General features: G+C 71.6%; 14 protein-coding genes and 1 pseudogene. 6 read left to right on the top strand and 9 right to left on the bottom strand.

Going from position 1 to position 16,847, the window contains the following annotated elements:
- Positions 1–41: 41 nt before the first annotated feature.
- Entirely contained in the window at positions 42–1,856 is a 1,815-nt protein-coding gene (locus A3CQ_RS0141790; protein ID WP_040433971.1) for a carboxypeptidase-like regulatory domain-containing protein, read from the top strand.
- Between the two features lie 126 nt (positions 1,857–1,982).
- Here the strand turns inward: A3CQ_RS0141790 and purL are convergent, their stop codons facing one another.
- From purL to A3CQ_RS0141820, 6 genes are all read right to left on the bottom strand, one after another.
- A complete protein-coding gene (gene purL, locus A3CQ_RS0141795; protein WP_020516932.1) occupies positions 1,983–4,580 on the bottom strand; it encodes a phosphoribosylformylglycinamidine synthase subunit PurL in 2,598 nt (865 codons plus the stop codon).
- Positions 4,581–5,288 carry a phosphoribosylformylglycinamidine synthase subunit PurQ gene (gene purQ, locus A3CQ_RS0141800; RefSeq protein ID WP_026206803.1) on the bottom strand — a complete coding sequence of 236 codons (708 nt, stop codon included), beginning with the start codon at positions 5,286–5,288 and terminating at the stop codon, positions 4,581–4,583.
- Positions 5,285–5,539 (bottom strand): phosphoribosylformylglycinamidine synthase subunit PurS, encoded by a 255-nt coding sequence (gene purS / locus A3CQ_RS0141805; RefSeq protein WP_026206804.1) that lies wholly within the window; start codon positions 5,537–5,539, stop codon positions 5,285–5,287. The genes purQ and purS overlap by 4 nt, the downstream gene beginning before the upstream one ends.
- 351 nt (positions 5,540–5,890) lie before the next feature.
- Complete coding sequence (gene purB, locus A3CQ_RS0141810) at positions 5,891–7,312, bottom strand: adenylosuccinate lyase (RefSeq protein ID WP_020516935.1); 1,422 nt, start codon at positions 7,310–7,312, stop codon at positions 5,891–5,893.
- Complete coding sequence (locus A3CQ_RS0141815) at positions 7,309–8,703, bottom strand: MFS transporter (RefSeq protein ID WP_020516936.1); 1,395 nt, start codon at positions 8,701–8,703, stop codon at positions 7,309–7,311. Before A3CQ_RS0141815 ends, purB begins: the two co-directional genes overlap by 4 nt.
- Positions 8,700–9,266 carry an ArsR/SmtB family transcription factor gene (locus A3CQ_RS0141820; RefSeq protein ID WP_063713665.1) on the bottom strand — a complete coding sequence of 189 codons (567 nt, stop codon included), beginning with the start codon at positions 9,264–9,266 and terminating at the stop codon, positions 8,700–8,702. The genes A3CQ_RS0141815 and A3CQ_RS0141820 overlap by 4 nt, the downstream gene beginning before the upstream one ends.
- Positions 9,267–9,397: 131 nt before the next feature.
- Here A3CQ_RS0141820 and A3CQ_RS0141825 point away from each other — a divergent pair, with 131 nt between their 5' ends.
- A complete protein-coding gene (locus A3CQ_RS0141825; RefSeq protein WP_020516938.1) occupies positions 9,398–9,850 on the top strand; it encodes an SCP2 sterol-binding domain-containing protein in 453 nt (150 codons plus the stop codon).
- 37 nt (positions 9,851–9,887) lie between these two features.
- Here the strand turns inward: A3CQ_RS0141825 and A3CQ_RS0141830 are convergent, their stop codons facing one another.
- Both A3CQ_RS0141830 and A3CQ_RS55915 read right to left on the bottom strand, forming a co-directional pair.
- Complete coding sequence (locus A3CQ_RS0141830; RefSeq protein WP_020516939.1) at positions 9,888–10,541, bottom strand: response regulator; 654 nt, start codon at positions 10,539–10,541, stop codon at positions 9,888–9,890.
- The gene (locus tag A3CQ_RS55915) at positions 10,538–11,803 is read right to left on the bottom strand and encodes a sensor histidine kinase (protein WP_084699456.1); all 1,266 of its coding nucleotides are present in this window, start codon (positions 11,801–11,803) and stop codon (positions 10,538–10,540) included. Before A3CQ_RS55915 ends, A3CQ_RS0141830 begins: the two co-directional genes overlap by 4 nt.
- Positions 11,804–11,970: 167 nt before the next feature.
- On the opposite strand from A3CQ_RS55915, the gene A3CQ_RS60310 reads away from it, so the two are divergent.
- A complete protein-coding gene (locus A3CQ_RS60310; RefSeq protein ID WP_020516941.1) occupies positions 11,971–12,543 on the top strand; it encodes a hypothetical protein in 573 nt (190 codons plus the stop codon).
- On the opposite strand, the gene purD is transcribed toward A3CQ_RS60310, so the two are convergent.
- On the bottom strand, positions 12,533–13,774 hold the full coding sequence (gene purD / locus A3CQ_RS0141845; RefSeq protein ID WP_020516942.1) for a phosphoribosylamine--glycine ligase: 1,242 nt from the start codon (positions 13,772–13,774) through the stop codon (positions 12,533–12,535). The two genes, A3CQ_RS60310 and purD, sit on opposite strands and share 11 nt — an antisense overlap.
- 117 nt (positions 13,775–13,891) lie before the next feature.
- Here purD and A3CQ_RS0141850 point away from each other — a divergent pair, with 117 nt between their 5' ends.
- The 3 genes and pseudogenes from A3CQ_RS0141850 to A3CQ_RS61430 form a co-directional block, all read left to right on the top strand.
- Positions 13,892–15,184 (top strand): adenylosuccinate synthase, encoded by a 1,293-nt coding sequence (locus tag A3CQ_RS0141850; protein ID WP_020516943.1) that lies wholly within the window; start codon positions 13,892–13,894, stop codon positions 15,182–15,184.
- The gene (locus tag A3CQ_RS0141855; RefSeq protein WP_020516944.1) at positions 15,184–16,131 is read left to right on the top strand and encodes a diacylglycerol kinase family protein; all 948 of its coding nucleotides are present in this window, start codon (positions 15,184–15,186) and stop codon (positions 16,129–16,131) included. Before A3CQ_RS0141850 ends, A3CQ_RS0141855 begins: the two co-directional genes overlap by 1 nt.
- Before the next feature lie 58 nt (positions 16,132–16,189).
- Positions 16,190–16,847: pseudogene (locus tag A3CQ_RS61430) on the top strand (hypothetical protein); the annotation flags it as partial.

Below are 16,847 nucleotides of genomic sequence, written 5' to 3' on the forward strand. Positions count from 1 at the left end.
AAGCCGGTGCGTTACTGGCGGTTGTTGTCGGCGGGATCGTCGTGGCACCGGCGGTAGCGCTGGCCTCCCCACCCGACGTGCAGATCACGAATCTGTCCACCGATGTGCTCTCCGGCAGCACGGTGAACATGAGCTTCCAGGTGCGCGACACCAACGACGGCAACGGCAACGGCGGCGGGAACGGCACTCCGGCCACCATCAACATCAGCGGCATGGCCTGCCAGGGCACGTGCAACCAGATCGCCCAGATCGACCAGAACGGCCGCGACTTCAGCGTCACGCTGAAGGCGCCGAACGTCGACGCCGGCGCCACCCGGACCGTCACCATCACGGTCACGGCGACGATCGTCGGCGAGTCGCCGGCCAGCGCCAACCAGCAGGTGAACGTCAAGGGTCCCGACAAGCCGCAGACCGTCACGTCGATCTCCGGCAAGGTCCGCGACCAGAACAACAAGGCCATCTCGGGCGCGTCGGTCGCCATGAAGGACAGCGCCGGCCACGCGTACTCGACGACCACCAACGGCTCGGGCGGGTACGCGTTCAACTCGTCGGACTCGCAGCCGATCACGCCGGGCAACATCTCGGTCGGCGCGCTCAAGGACGGGTACGACACCGCGACCGTGCAGATCCAGGCGTCGGCCGGCAAGAGCGTGACCGTGCCGCTGACCCTCAAGCTGGTCGCGACCACGGCGTCGGCCAGTCCGTCGGCGTCCGCGTCGGTCCAGGCCAGCACCGAGGCGACCGATGACGCGACCGAGGAGCCGACCCAGCAGGACTCGATAGCGGCCGACCCGAACACGAAGGCGACCTCGGCCGACCAGGGCGGCGGCTCGCTGCTGTTCATCGTGCTCGGTGGCCTGCTCGTCGCGGCCGGCGTGGGCGCGATCGTGCTGGTCCTGATGCGCCGTCGGAACAACGGCGGCGACGGTGGCCCCGACGACGACCCGACCGCCATGGGCGGCGGTGGCGGCATGGTTCCGCCGAGCCAGGGCCGATTCAACGACGCGACCCGGGTGGCTTCGCCGATGGGCGCCGGACGGGACGCGACCATGGTGGCGCCACGGGCGGCCTCCTCGCCGATGGCCGACGCGCCGACCATGCTGCAGCGCCCGGTGGAGGACGAGTTCCCCGACCCGTACGGCGCTCCGGCTCCCCGTCAGGGCGGCAACCAGTACGGCAGCGGTGGCTGGGACGACCAGCCGCCGGCGTACGGCGGAGCCGGCACCCAGCAGTACGGCGGCGGCCAGTACGCCGAGCCGACCCCGTACGGCCAGCCGCAGGACGACGGTTACGGCGGTGCCGGCACGTACGGCGCCGTGCCCGCGGCCGGCGGCCAGTACGGCGGCGGCCAGCAGCGGTACGACGAGCCCACCGGCATGTACCGCCCCGAGGCCGACCAGGGCTACGGCGACTACGACCAGCGCGGTGGCCAGTACGGCGGTGCCGCCGCTCAGCAGTACGGCGGCGGCCAGTACGGCACGCCCGGCCAGTACGACCAGGGCGGCTACCAGGACAACGGCTACGGCGCCCCGGACCAGGGCGGCTCGTGGGGCCAGCAGGATGCCGGCAACGGGTACGGCGCGCAGCCCGGCGGTACGTACGGTGCCGGGGCCGGCGCGGGCCAGCAGTACGGCGGCGGGTACGAAGAGGGCTACGACCAGCCCGGCTACGGCGACCAGCGCGGCACCTACGGCCGGAACGACGGGTACGAGCAGGGCGGCCAGTACGGCGGCGGTGGCTACGAGCAGGGCGGGTACGACCAGCGTGGGGGCTACCCCGAGCAGCCGCCGACCGGTCGAGGCCCGGCCCAGCCGTCACACCCCGGCCAGCGACGCTCGTCCGAGTGGGACGGGTAATCCGCCCGAGAACGCTGTGATTCGGCCCCGCGTCGTCGACGCGGGGCCGAATGCTTTCCCGGACCACCCCGGAACGACGAAAGCCGGCCAGCGTGGACGCTGACCGGCTTTACCGTCGGGTGTGGATCAGTCTTCGGTCGGCTCGATCGGGCCGCCGGGAACGGCGTCCTCCGGCTCGGCGATCTCAAGAGTGACCGAAACCACCTCGTCAGCGGCCTCGGCCAACGGAGCCTCGATCGGCGCCGCCGTCTCCATCGCCGCCCCGGCGGCCGCGCTCACGAGCACCGCGTCACCGCGGTCACCCGCCGGCGCCGACGGGTTGGCCGCGTGCTCCGGGTCGCCGTGCCGTCCCGCGATCTCCGCCGTCCCGCCGAACAGCGCGGGCAGCGTCGCCGACCAGGCCTCCCGCAGCTCCGGCAGCGGGATCGTGAACTCGCCCCGCACCTCGAGCACCGGCTCCCGCGTGGTCGTGCCGATCGGCGTGCAGGCCACCCCGTAGTCGGCGGCCAGCGCCACGAACGCCTTGTCGTGCCCGCGCGGCACGGACACCACCGCCCGCCCCGCCGACTCGCTGAACAGGTACACGAACGAGGTCGTGCCGTCGTCGGGCAGCGCGATCCGCGCCCCGACGTCGTGCCGCAGGCAGCTCTCGACCAGCACCTGGGCGAGACCGCCGTCGGAGAGGTCGTGCGCGGCGCTGACGTGACCGGCCTGCGACGCCCGCGACATCAGCGCGCCGAGCCGCTGCTCGCGCACCAGGTCGACCTTGGGCGGACGCCCGCCGAGGTGGCCGTGGGTGACCCACGCCCACTCCGAGCCGGACAGCTCGACGGCCGTCTCGCCGAGCAGGAAGATCTGCTCGCCGGCGGAAGCGTCGCCGGCGGGGACCGGGAAGCCCATCGGGATCCGCCGGGAGACGTCGTCGAAGACGCCGAGCACGCCGACCACCGGGGTCGGGTGGATCGCCGCCGCGCCGGTCTGGTTGTAGAAGCTGACGTTGCCGCCGGTGACCGGGGTGCCCAGTTGCTGGCAGCCGTCGGCGAGACCGCGGACGGCCTCGGCGAACTGCCACATCACGGCCGGGTCCTCGGGCGAGCCGAAGTTGAGGCAGTCGGTGACCGCGACCGGCTCGGCGCCGGTGACCGCGACGTTCCGGAACGCCTCGGCCAGCGCGAGCTTCGCACCCTCGTACGGGTCGAGCCGCGCGAACCGCCCGTTGCCGTCCACCGACAGCGCCACGCCGAGGCCGGTGCGCTCGTCGATGCGCAGCACCCCAGAGTCTTCCGGCTGGGCCAGAACCGTGTTGCCGAGCACGTACCGGTCGTACTGCTCGGTGACCCAGGTCTTGTCGCAGAGGTTGGGCGAGGCGACCATCCGCAGCACCGTCTCGCGCAGCTCGTCGCCGGTGGACGGCCGCGGCAGCGTCTCGGCCTTGTCCGCCTGCAGCAGGATCAGGTCGGCGGGCTCCCGGATCGGCCGGGCGTAGACCGGGCCGTCGTCGGCGAGCGAGCCGGGCGGCACGTCGACGACGACGTGGTCGTTCCAGCTGATCACCAGGCGACCGGGCGAGCCGTCCGGCTCGGCCGGGGTGACCTCGCCGATCGCCGTGGCCCAGACGCCCCATTTCTCGGCGACGGCCAGCACGGACGGAAGGTTTTGCGGCGTGACGATCAGGAGCATCCGCTCCTGCGACTCGCTGGCCAGGATCTCGGTCGGCGACATCGAGGCCTCGCGCAGCGGCACCCGCTCGAGCCACACCCGCATGCCGGTGCCGGCCGCGGCCGCGGTCTCGGTGAGTGCGCAGGTCAGGCCCGCGCCGCCGAGGTCCTGGATGCCGGCGACCAGGCCGGCGTCGTACAACTCGAGACAGCTCTCGATGAGCAGCTTCTCCATGAACGGGTCGCCGACCTGCACCGACGGGCGACGCTGCTCGGCTTCCTCGTCGAAGGTCGCGGACGCCAGCACCGAGACGCCGCCGATGCCGTCACGGCCGGTACGCGCGCCGAGCAGCACGACGACGTTGCCGACGCCGGCCGCCTCCTTGTGCTGCAGGCGACTGACCGGCAGCACGCCGATGCTCAGCGCGTTGACCAGCGGGTTGCCCTGGTAGGTCGGGTCGAAGACGATCTCGCCGCCGATGTTGGGCAGGCCCAGGCAGTTGCCGTACCCGCCGATCCCGGCGACCACGCCGGGCAGCACCCGCGCGGTGTCGGGGTGATCGGCCGCGCCGAAGCGCAGCGGGTCCATCACCGCGATCGGCCGGGCGCCCATGGCGAGGATGTCGCGCACGATGCCGCCGACGCCGGTCGCCGCGCCCTGGTACGGCTCGACGAAGCTCGGGTGATTGTGCGACTCCACCTTGAACGTGACCGCGAGATCGTCGGAGATCTGCACGACGCCCGCGTTCTCCCCGATACCGGCCAGCATCCGCGTGTTCTGCGGGGCTTTGTCGCCGAACTGGCGCAGGTGGACCTTGCTCGACTTGTACGAGCAGTGCTCGCTCCACATGATCGAGTACATCGCGAGCTCGGCGGCGGTGGGCCGCCGCCCGAGGATTTGCCGGATGCGGTCGTACTCGTCGTCCTTGAGGCCGAGCTCGGTGTGCGGCTGCAGCTCGTCCGGCGTGCTCAGCGCTCGCTGAACCGTGTCGGGCCCGCCGTCGAACTCACTGACGAGCACATCGGTCGCGGCGAAGCCGGTGGATTTTTCCGGCTGCGTCGTCATCTACTGTCCCCCTGGTTGCTGTCCGCCCGCGGACGCCCCGGCCAGGGCACGCAGGACGGAGGTGAAGAAGCCGAGGCCGTCCAGCGACGGGCCGGTCAGCGCCTCCACCGCGTGTTCCGGGTGCGGCATGATGCCGACGACGTTGCCGGCCTCATTGGTGATCGCGGCGATGTCCCGCTGCGACCCGTTCGGGTTACCGCGGGTGTAACGGGCCACGACCCGGCCCTCGGCCACGAGGGCGTCCAGCGTCCGCTCGTCGGCCACGTAGCAGCCCTCGCCGTTCTTCACCGGGATCAGGACTTCCTGCCCCGGGGTGAAGCCGTTGGTCCAGGCCGTGTCGGTGGACTCGATGCGCAGGTGCTGGTCGCGGTTGCGGAAGTGCAGGTGCTGGTTGCGGGTCAGCGCGCCGGGAAGCAGGTGCGCCTCGCAGAGAATCTGGAACCCGTTGCAGATGCCGAGCACCGGCAGACCACCCCGGGCCGCGTCGATGATCGACTCCATGGCGGGGGCGAACCGGGCGATCGCGCCACAGCGCAGGTAGTCGCCGTAGGAGAAGCCGCCGGGCAGCACCACGGCGTCGACGCCGTAGAGGTTGGGGTCGCCGTGCCAGAGGCGGACGGCCTCGGCGCCGGCGATGCGCGCGGCGCGGGCGGCGTCCCCGTCGTCGAGCGAACCGGGGAAGGTGACCACACCGATGCGCATGGTCAGGCGACCTCCGCCGCAGCGCCATCCAGATGGATGGTGAAGTCCTCGATCACGGGGTTGGCCAGCAGCTTGTCGGCGATCTCGCGGGCGCGCTCCGGATCGGCGTCGCCGGCGAACTCGATCTCGATCCGCCGGCCGATGCGCACGGAGGTGACATCGGAGACGCCGAGCCTGGGCAGCGCGTTCGCAACCGCCTGGCCCTGCGGATCAAGGATCTCCGGCTTGAGCATGACGTCGACCACGACGCGAGCCACGGGCACTCCTGACTGATAGGTGTGAGCATCGGCAGCCTACCTTGTGAACCTCGGGCCCAGCCCATCGGCCGGTGTCGGCAGAGCGACGCAATCCCCGCTGAGCAGGCATTCTCGACGGTGATCTCGACCACGTGTTCGATCGAAGCTTCAACTAAATGCCGGGCCATCACACGGTGGTATGGGCGATCTGAAGTCTTGGCGGGAGTGAATCGGGCCGCCTACGGTCGTGACATCGATCTCCGGAAAGAGCCGGCGGCGGTGCCCCCACCGTCGCCGGTCCGGCATATCGAGCGATTTCCGCCGAGGTGCGACGTGAGGGTCGAGCTCCGCCGCGCCTCGGCGGCGCTGTTCTCAGAGAATCGGCGCGGGGGCGTAATGAACCGCCGCCGGATGCGCCGCGACGATCGAAGCCACCCGGTCGGCCACCGCCCGTACCTGTGAAGGAGCCGCCCCGACGAAGGCGGCCCGATCCGCGACGAGGGTGTCGATCTCGGCCCGGCTGAGCCGCAGCCGTTCGTCACCGGCCAGCCGGTCGAAGAGATCGTTGACCGCCGCGCCCTTTTCCCGCATGGCGAGCGCCACGGCCACGGCGTGCTCCTTGATCACCTCGTGCGCGGCCTCTCGACCGACCCCCTTGCGTACGGCCGCGACAAGAATTTTGGTTGTTGCCAGGAACGGCAGGAACCGGTCGAGCTCGCGAGCGATCACCGCCGGGTAGGCGCCGAACTCGTCGAGCACGGTGAGGAACGTCTGGAACAGACCGTCGGTGGCGAAGAAGGCATCCGGCAGCGCGACCCGCCGCACCACCGAGCAGGAGACGTCGCCCTCGTTCCACTGGTCGCCGGCCAGCTCGCCGACCATCGACAGGTAACCCCGGACGATCACGGCGAGCCCGTTGACCCGCTCCGACGATCGGGTGTTCATCTTGTGCGGCATCGCCGACGAGCCGACCTGGCCCGGCTTGAAGCCCTCGGTGACCAGTTCCTGCCCGACCATCAGCCGGATCGTGGTGGCCAGCGACGAGGGACCGGCCACCACCTGGGCGAGCGCCGAGACCACGTCGAAGTCGAGCGAGCGGGGGTAGACCTGTCCGACGCTGCTGAGCACCCGGTTGAAGCCGAGGTGGCCGGCGACCCGCTGCTCCAGCGCGCCGAGCGCGTCGAAGTCGCCGTCGAGCAGGTCGAGCTGGTCGGCCGCGGTGCCGACCGGTCCCTTGATCCCGCGCAGCGGATAGCGCCCGATCAGGTCGTCGAGCCTCTCGTACGCGATCAGCAGTTCCTCGGCCGCCGAGGCGAACCGCTTGCCGAGCGTGGTGGCCTGCGCCGCCACGTTGTGCGAGCGGCCGGTGAGCACGAGGTCGGAATACTCCACCGCGCGCTCGGCGAGCCGGGCCAGCGTGGCGACCACCCGCTCGCGGATCAGCTCGAGCGACGCCCGGATCTGCAGCTGCTCGACGTTTTCCGTGAGGTCGCGGGAGGTCATGCCCTTGTGGATCTGCTCGAAACCGGCGAGCGCGCTGAACTCCTCGATCCGCGCCTTCACGTCGTGCCGGGTGACCCGCTCCCGGGCCGCGATCGACGCGAGGTCGACCCGATCGAGCACGGCCGCGTACGCCTCGATCGCGCCCTCGGGCACCGACACGCCGAGATCGCGCTGGGCACGCAGCACGGCGAGCCAGAGCCGGCGCTCCATCCGGATCTTCTCCTCCGGGGACCAGAGGTCGGTGAGCTCGGCGGAGGCGTATCGGGCGGCCAGCACGTTCGGGATCGTCACGCGAACGATTCTTCCACGGGCGCCTTCCGCGGCTCGGGCAGCTTGTGCCGCAAGGTGCGCACGTCACGGCTGCTCAGCATGCCGATGAACGAGACGGCCATGAGCACGCCCGCGCCGATCAAGGTCGCCTCCCGGCCGGCCACCTGCGCGATCGGCCCGATCGTCATCTCGCCGATCGGGATGGCCACGAACGACCCGACCATGTCGTACGAGTAGACCCGCGCGAGCTTGTCCGCCGGCACGTGTTCCTGCATCGATGTCTCCCAGGCGACGCCGAACTGCTCGATCCCGAGCCCGGCGATCAGCGCGCCGGCGACCAGCAGCCAGAGGTGCGGATAGATGCCGAGCAGGAAGACCGGGATCGCCAGCGGCACCAGGCACACCACGCCGAAGAAGAGCAGCCGTCGCAGCCGCAGCCGCATCGCGACCAGCCCGCCGACGATCATGCCGGCGGTCTGCGCGGCCAGCACGAGGCCCCAGGCCCGCCGCCCGATGGTGTCGTCGGCGACGACCGGTCCGAGCACGAAGAGTGCACCGCCCCACGCCATGTTGCCGACGCAGGCGCCGGCCACGACCACCCACAGCCACGTGCGCGAGCGGAATTCCGACCAGCCGATCCGCAGGTCGGTGAAGAGATGGGGCCTTTCCGGCGCCGCTTGCGGCGCGGTGTCCGGGACGCCTAGCGCGGCCGCTTCAGAAACCAGGACCGCATCGTGTACGCCCGGAGCACCCGTCGACGCGTCCTGCTTGTGGTCTGCGGCGATCGCTGCCGTCTTGTCATGCGCGGCGATCGATGCGCCGAGGCCGGCGAAGCAGAGCACCGAGATCGCGAACGTGGCCGAGTCGACGGCGATGCCCCAGCCCGGGCCGACGGCCGCCACGACCACGCCGGCCAGGGGCGCACCGAGGATCGCGGCGCCGTTCAGGAAGATCCGGATGATCGCGTTGGCCTGCTGCCGGATCTCGGCCGGGACGGTCTGCGGCAGCACGGCGGCACTGGCCGGCTGGGACAGCGCCGCGACCATACCGTTGATCGCGGCCAGGACGATGAGCAGGGGAATCGTGGCCGAGTGGGTCAGCACCAGCGCGGCCACCGCGCCCTGGGTGAGCGCCGCGGCCACGCTCGACCCGACCATGAGCACGCTGCGCGGCATGCGGTCGGCCAGCACGCCCCCGAAGAGCAGGAAGGCGACGTTGACCACCGTGCGCGCCCCGACCACGAAGCCCAGGTCGATCGCCGAGCCGGTGAGGTCGAGCACCGCGAACGCCAGCGCGATCGGCGCGAACGCGTTGCCGAGCGCGTTGACCGCCCGCCCCGCCAGCAGATATCGGAAGGACCGATGCCGTAGCGGCGCCGCCGTCCCTCTGCGCTCCTTGCCCGGTGCGGTCATGCCGCCCCCTCCCCGTTGTCGGAATCCATTTCGAACATCGCGGCGGTGGTGCTCGTGCGGATCGTGCCCGGCGTGCGCGGCGGCCGGGCCAGCTCGTGCAGCTCGATGAGGGCGTCGGCGACCCGCTTGCGAATGGCGGCCCAGATTTCGGGCTCGACCCAGAGGTCGGCGTCGGCGAGCAACTTGGGCCCGGCCGCGAAGGACGCATGCTGCGTACGGCGGATGAGCTCGTGGGCCAACGCGGCGTACTCGATACGCACCTGCTGATCGGTCTTCGGCCCGCGGCGGCGCTGCCGCTCGTGGTCGCGGCCGACGTCGTAGCGATAACGCTTGGCAACGCCGCCGCGAATCTTTTCCTCGCCGTCGACCTCGATCAGGCCGCCGGCGAGCAGGTTACGCAGGTGATAGCTCGCATTGGCGTGGGTCAGCCCGAGCTCGCGGGCGATCTCGGCCGCCGTCATCGGCGCGGCCGTGAGCAGCGACATCATCTGCAGCCGCACCGGATGGGCCATCGCACGCAGCGCGGCCTTCTCCTCGGCCGCCCGCTCATCCCCCAAAGACATATTGGGGAGTCTAGGGACCAGCGTGCCGACTGTCCAACACTTATTTGGGAGTGGCACACTGCACGAAGAAGCGGCATTGTCGCTAAGGTTACTGACGAGTAGGTACAGCGCAGATACCGAAAGGTCCACCGATGACTGATTTCAACGCCGAGTCGCTCTCCTCGATCGGCCCGAGGGAGTTCGCTCAGCTCGTCAAGGCGACGCCCGATTCGCAGATCGCCGAGGTCATGTCCGGCGACGCGCGCTCGAAGATCCTCGACGAGGTCTTCAATCGGATGCCTTCGCTGTTCCGCGCCGAGAAGGCGGGCAACACCCAGGCCGTCATCCACTGGATCATCTCGGGCGGGGCCGCCGGCGCGAACGACACCTACGAGACCGTGATCGAGAACGGCGCCTGCACCGTCACCAACGAGCCGGTCCGCGACCCCAAGCTCGCCATGACCATGGATGCCGTCACGTTCCTGAAGGTCGTCTCCGGCGACGGCAACCCGATGATGATGTTCATGACCGGCAAGATCAAGGCCAAGGGCGACCTCGGCCTGGCCGCCAACGTGGCCAAGCTCTTCGACATCCCCAAGGCCTGACCCCGACCGCTCCCCGGGCCGGCCCCGGCCGGCCCGGTCAGAGCAGGCCGTGATCGCGGGCGTAAATCGCGGCCTGGGTGCGATCGCGCAGGCCGAGCCGCCCCAGGATGTGCGACACGTGGTTCTTCACCGTGCCCTCGCTCACGAACAGCTCCCGCGCGATCTCCCGGTTCGTCGCGCCCCGCGCGATCAGCCGCAGTACGTCGTACTCCCGCCCGGTGAGCTCGAGGGGCACCCGCTCAGTCCCCATCGGAGCTTCCCGCTCGAGCACGGTCGCCAGCCGCCGGATCGCCGCCGTGTCGTGCTGATCGACCCCCGCGTGCGCGAGCCGCACGGCCTGGGCCAGCTCCCGAGCCGGCAGATCCTTCAGCAGGTAGCCACCGGTGCCCGCCCGCAGCGCCCGCAGCACGTACTCCTCGTCGTCGAACGTCGTCAGCATCACGACCCGGCACGCCGGGAGCCGCTCCCGCAGCGACTCGGCCGCCTGCAGCCCGTCGAGCACCGGCATCCGCACGTCCATCAGCACCACGTCGGCCGCGCACGCCACCGCGAGCTCGACCGCCTCGCGACCGTCCGCCGCCGTGCCCACCACCTCGATCCCGGGCTCGATCCCGAGCAGCGACGCGATCCCCTCCCGGATCAGCGCCTGGTCGTCGGCGACCAGCACCCGCACGGGCACCCCGTCGCTCATCGCTCGCCACCAGGCGCGACGCGAGCCGCCACGACGCCACTCGGCGCGACCCGACCCGCCACGACGCCGCTCGACGCGATGCGGCCCGCCTCGATGCGGCCCGCCTCGATGTCGCCTGTCGAGTTGGTCGGGATGCTCGCCGTGACCCGGGTGCCCCGGCCGGGCGCCGAGTCGATGACCAGCGACCCGCCGAGCGCGGCCACCCGCTCCCGCATGCCCGGCACCCCACTCCCACCGACGGCCGAGCCCACCGCGAACCCCCGCCCGTTGTCGGCCACCTCGAGCGTGGCCGTCTCCCTGAGCCCGAAGCGCAGCGTCACCCGCACCCGGTCGGCCTCGGCGTGCCGGCGCGCATTCGTCAGCGCCTCCTGCGCCACCCGATAGAGGGCCTCCAACGCCGGCCGCCCGTGCCCGGCCTCGCTCCCGCTGACCTCCATCGACACCCGGAAGCCGGCGTCGTCGAGCCCCTCCGCCAGCGCCGCGACCCCCGCGGTCAGCGAGAACGGCTCGGCCCGCAGGGCGCCCACGGACTCCCGTACCTCCTGAAGAGCCCGGCCGGCCGCCCGGCGTGCGTCGCCGACAGCGCGATCGGCCACCTCGGGATCGCGCTCCCGAAAGGCCTCGGCCTTGGCCAGCTGCACGCTGATCGCCGTGAGATGGTGACCGACGCTGTCGTGGATGTCGCGCGCCAGCCGGTTGCGCTCGGCGGCCGCGCTGAGCTCGGCCACCCGCAACTGCGAGGCGCTCAGCTCGCCCACCAGCCGCTCGGCCCGCTCCCGGCTGCGCTGCTGCTCGGCCGCGACCGCCGCGGTCACCACCGACAGCAGCATGCCGATGAAGAACATCAGCAGGTCGGAGACGATCTCGGGATCGGTCCACCAGGAGGGCGTGAACGAGGCCCGCGCCACCCCGGCCACCAGATAGGCCCCGGCCAGCCCGATGCTCCACCGGCGGCCGAGCGAGAAGTACGCGAAGAACGGAACCAATACATAAAGGACCCGCCCGAATCCGGCGTCGTCGGTCGCCGTGACCACCTCGAACAGCACCATCCGGGCGATCAGCAGCCCGATGGCCCACCGGCGCGAATCGGCGTGCCGGCGCGCCAGCTGCTCGACCGCGAGCAAGGCGGCCAGCGCGACCACGAAGCCGATCAGCGCGGCCCGCGACCAGTTCGGCGAGAGACCGGCGAGCGCGTAGTAGACCCCGGTGACCAGGACGGCCGCGTACAGCACCGAGGCCATCCACCGCAGCGGAGCAACCATGCCTGTCAGGCTAGGCGGCGGCGACGGGGAAAGCCCAGGTCAACGACCAAAGTCTGGCCAATGGTCATGTGCCGGTACGGGCCAAAGGTGGCAGCCCGGCACTGTCGGCGCACCCCGGCCGGAGAGGACGTTGTCGGCATCCCGAGTCCACGAAGGAGCCGACCGATATGTCCGAGAGAACCCTCTACCGCCTGGCCGCCTGGGCCGGGCTCGCCGGCGCCGTCCTCACCCTGCTGGCCGCCTCCCGGCGCGCCGGCCTGGTGCCGGAAACCGCGCTGACGCACGCCCTGGCCCCGCCCGCATCGGCCCTGCTGCTCTTCACGCTGACCGCCCTCTACCTGCGCCAGCGCCAGGAATCCGGCCGCCTCGGCCTGGCCGGCTACGTCCTCAACCACCTCGGCCTCACCGGCCTGTTCGCGATCGAGTTCCTCACCCACGCCGTCCTGCAGTACCAGGACGCGGCCACCCGCGAGCAGACCCTGACCGGCCCCGGCCGCCCCTACTTCCTGGCCGTCGCCCTGATCTTCCTGATCGGCGTCCTGCTCTTCGGCGTCGCCTCGTGGCGAGCGGCGATCCTCCCCCGCCCACCGCTTGCCCTCTACATGCTCGGCCTGACCGCGGCGGCCCTGCGCACTTCGGTCCCTGAACCGATCTACCTGACCGGCCTGGCGATCGGCTCGGTCGCCGTCTTCTGGCTATCCCTGACCCTGCTGCCACAGAAAGAGCTGGTCAGAGCGTGATCCGGCCCTCGACCGCGCCCAGCGCGATGTCCGTCCGGTACTGGGCTCCGTCGAGGCGGACGCTGTCGACCAGTGCGTAGGCGGCGTCCCGGGCCGAGGCCAGATCCGGTCCGGTCGCCGTCACACTCAGCACGCGGCCGCCGGCCGAGATCAGGGAACCGTCGTCGCGGCGGGCCGTGCCGGCGTGGATCACGCCGGGGACCTCGGCGCCCGTGATGACGTCGCCGGTCCGCGGCGTGCTCGGGTAGTTCTTGCTGGCCACGACCACCGTGACGGCCGCGCCGTCGTGCCAGCGCAGCGGCGGGTGCTCGGCCAGCTTGCCGGTGGCGGCCGCCTGCAGCAGACCGGCCAGCGGCGTGGCCAGCAGCGCCAGCACCACCTGCGTCTCGGGGTCGCCGAAGCGGGCGTTGAACTCGATGACCTTGGGACCGTCGGGGGTGAGCGCGAGTCCGACGTAGAGCAAACCGGCGAACGGAATGCCTCGAGACCGCATCTCGGCCAGGGTCGGCTCGACCGTCTCGCGCATCACTCGCGGCACCAGATCGGAAGGCGCCCACGACAGCGGCGCGTACGCCCCCATGCCGCCCGTGTTCGGACCCTCGTCGCCGTCGGCGAGCCGCTTGAAGTCCTGGGCCGGCATCAGCGGCACGGCCGCCGTGCCGTCGGTGACCACGAAGAGCGACACCTCCGGGCCCGACAGATACTCCTCGATCACGACTTTTCCGCACTCGGCCGCGTGCCGCCGCGCCTCGTCCAGCGAGGACGTGACCACCACACCCTTGCCGGCCGCGAGACCGTCGTTCTTCACGACATACGGCGCCCCAAGATCATCGAGGGCACGCGAGACCGCGTCGGCGGAGGTGCACGCGTGCGAGCGGGCGGTCGGCACTCCCGCCGCCGCCATCACCTCCTTGGCGAACGCCTTCGACCCCTCCAGCTGCGCCGCCGCGGCACTCGGCCCGAAGCAGGCGATGCCCTTGGCCCGTACCGCGTCGGCCACGCCCGCGACGAGCGGCGCCTCCGGACCCACGACGACGAGGTCGGCCGCGAGCTCCACGGCCAGCGCGGCCACCGCGGCCGGATCGGTGGCGGTCACCGGAAAGATCGACGCGACCTGCGCGATGCCCGGATTGCCGGGGGCGGCGGCGAGGAAGTCGACGGACGGGTCGGCGGCAAGGCCCACGGCGAGGGCGTGTTCCCGCCCACCGGACCCGATCAGAAGTACGCGCACGGCCGCCGATCCTACCGGCGGCCTCCTTCCGCACGTCGCACCGCAGGTCGGTCGCGTAAACTTCGGCAGTACCCGGGCATCGCCGAGTACGAGTACAAGGCGTGTACAGGAGAAGAAGTGCCGGTAATCGTGTTGGTCGGCGCCCAGTGGGGCGACGAGGGCAAGGGCAAGGCCACTGACCTGCTGGGTGACCGGCTCGACTACGTCGTCAAGTTCAACGGCGGCAACAACGCCGGCCACACCGTGGTGATCAACGGCGAGAAATACGCCCTGCACCTTCTCCCCAGCGGCATCCTGACTCCGGGCGTGACCCCCGTGATCGGCAATGGCGTGGTCGTCGACCTCGCCGTGCTGTTCCAGGAGATCGACGGCCTCGAGGCCCGCGGCATCGACACGTCACGCCTGCGCATCAGCGCGAACGCGCACGTCATCCCCTCGTACAACCGCTCGCTCGACAAGGTCAGCGAGCGATACCTCGGCGCCCGCCGGATCGGCACGACCGGCCGCGGCATCGGCCCGACCTACGCCGACAAGATGAACCGGATGGGCGTCCGCATCCAGGACCTCTTCGACGAGTCGATCCTCCGGCAAAAGGTCGAGGCGGCGCTCGGCTTCAAGAACCAGGTGCTGTCGAAGATCTACAACCGCCAGGCCGTCAAGCCCGAGGACGTCGTCAAAGAGCTTCTCTCGTACGTCGATCGCCTGCGCCCGTACGTCGGTGACACCGCGCTGGAGCTCTCCGAGGCGCTGGACGCCGGCAAGGTCGTGCTCTGCGAGGCGGGTCAGGCGACGCTGCTCGATGTGGACCACGGGACGTACCCCTTCGTGACCAGCTCGAACGCGACCTCCGGCGGCGCCTGCACCGGCTCCGGCATCCCGCCGACCCGCATCGACCGGGTGGTCGCGGTGCTCAAGGCGTTCACCAGCCGGGTCGGTGAGGGCCCGTTCCCCACCGAGCTGCACGACAAGTTCGGCGACTACCTGCGCGAGGTCGGCCACGAGTACGGCACGACGACCGGCCGCCCGCGCCGGATCGGCTGGCTCGACCTGGTGATCGGCCGCTACGCGCAGCGGATCAACGGAGTCACCGACTTCGCCCTGACCAAGTTGGACAATTACGACGGCCTGGACGAGATTCCGGTCTGCGTGGCCTACGACGTGAACGGCGTACGGCACGACGAGATGCCGGTCAACCAGACCGACTTCCACCACGCGATCCCGATCTACGAGACGCTCCCCGGCTGGAAACAGGACATCTCCGGCTGCCGCAGCTTCGACGACCTGCCGAAGGACGCGCAGCGCTTCGTCGAGTTCGTCGAGCAGCGCCTCGGCGCGCGCATCGCGATCGTCGGCGTCGGTCCCGGCCGTGAGGCGGTCATCGAGCGTCACTCGGTTCTGGGCGCCGCCTGATGTACGACGTCGTCATCCTGAGCCTGGCCGAGGGCGCGGGCGATTCATGCGGCGGCGGCTGCGGCGGCTGCGGTTCCTCCTGCGCCACCCCCCGCGTGCCCGTCCTGCAGTGCGCCGAGGAGCTGACCAGGGCCGGCGCGCGCGTCGAGACCGTGCTCGCCGGCTCCGACGAGGAGATCGACGCGGTCCTCGCGCGCTTCGACGGCGAACCCCGCCCCGACGGCCTGACCTGGCCCGAAACAGATTCCAAGGCCCGGCTCGTCGTCGCCACCGCTGTGGACGGCCAGTTGCGCGCCGTCTTGCGACGGCTGGTTCGGCGGTACGCCCCGGCGCCGAGCAAACGTCCCTCGGACCTCGCCCCGAACCGGACGGTGCCCGACCTCCCGCCGCTGGCCCTCCTGCCGCTCGACGCGGGGAACACCACCGACCTCGCGGCCCAGCTCGGCCTGCCCCGCATCCCGGCCGATGTCGCCGCGGCGGTGCTCGCCGGCCGGATCCGCCGCCTCGACCTGCTGCGCAACGACGCCGGCTCGGTCACAGTGGACGGTGCCCTGCTCGGCGGGGCCGACGACGACGGCCGCGCGGTGCCCTGGCGAGGCCGGGTCGAGGTGGACGACGCGGTGCTCTCCGACGGCGAGGACCCGATCCTCGCGTGCGCGATCGGCAACGGCCGCGGGTACGCCGAGTTCGACGGCCTGCGGCTGCTCACCGACGGTGACCCGACCGACGGCCGGGTCGAGGTGGCGGTCGCCGTCCCCAAGATCGTCAAACAGCGCTTCCGCGGTACGAAGTTGCAGGTCGAGGTCCGTCGGGCCCGCGGCCGCGCGGTCTCGGTGCTTCCCCGGGACGGTGAGATCCAGTTCCTCGACGACGGCGTCGGCGGCTCTACCAGCCGTAAGCGTTCATGGTGGACCGAGCCCGGGGCCTGGGCGGTGTACGCGAACTGACCTACTGTGCGAGTCTGAAGTAGTACTGAAGTACGACAGTTACGGGGAGGACCCTTCCGTGGAGGAGGAGCACGCCGACCGCGTCTACGTCCCGGGGACCAACCCCACGCCACCCGATCGGGACGTGGAGCCGCTCTGGGATGACGAGGTCGAGGCCCCCGTGCACGGCCGTCCCGTGCCGCACCAGGCCCCGCCCCCGGTCCCCGTGCCCGGCCCGCAGGACGCCCCGGGTGTGTACCGCCCCGATCGTCCGGTCCCCGTGCCACCTCCGCCGGCCGTGCCCGTCCCGCCGCCGGCGACCCAGATCCCGGCCCCGCGCCCGCCGATGGCGAGTCCCACCCGCCCCTGGCCCAATCTGGAAACGCCGGCGCCCGCCGCCGAGGAGGCCCCGACGTCCGGCGGAGCCGAGCCCGACACCGGGCCCGTGCACACCAGCCCCGATTCGCCCTGGTCACAGCCACCGCAGCGGCCGGCCCACGAGCCCGCCGCCCCGCTGCCACCGGCCCGCGCGAGCGTCTCGGTCCCCGGTGCGGTCCGCCCGGAGCAACAGCCCCCAGCCCCGCCGCCGGCTCCGCAGTCGCCCGCCCCCGAGCCCCCGGCGAACGGCGCGATCTACCGCCCGGCCGCCCAGGCCTCGGCCCACGTGCCCCTACCGCCCCCGCCGCAGGCACCGCCGCCGCAGCAGGCACCGCCGCAGCAGGCACCGCCGCCGCAGT

The organism is Paractinoplanes globisporus DSM 43857 (assembly GCF_000379645.1).
Taxonomy (GTDB): domain Bacteria; phylum Actinomycetota; class Actinomycetes; order Mycobacteriales; family Micromonosporaceae; genus Actinoplanes; species Actinoplanes globisporus.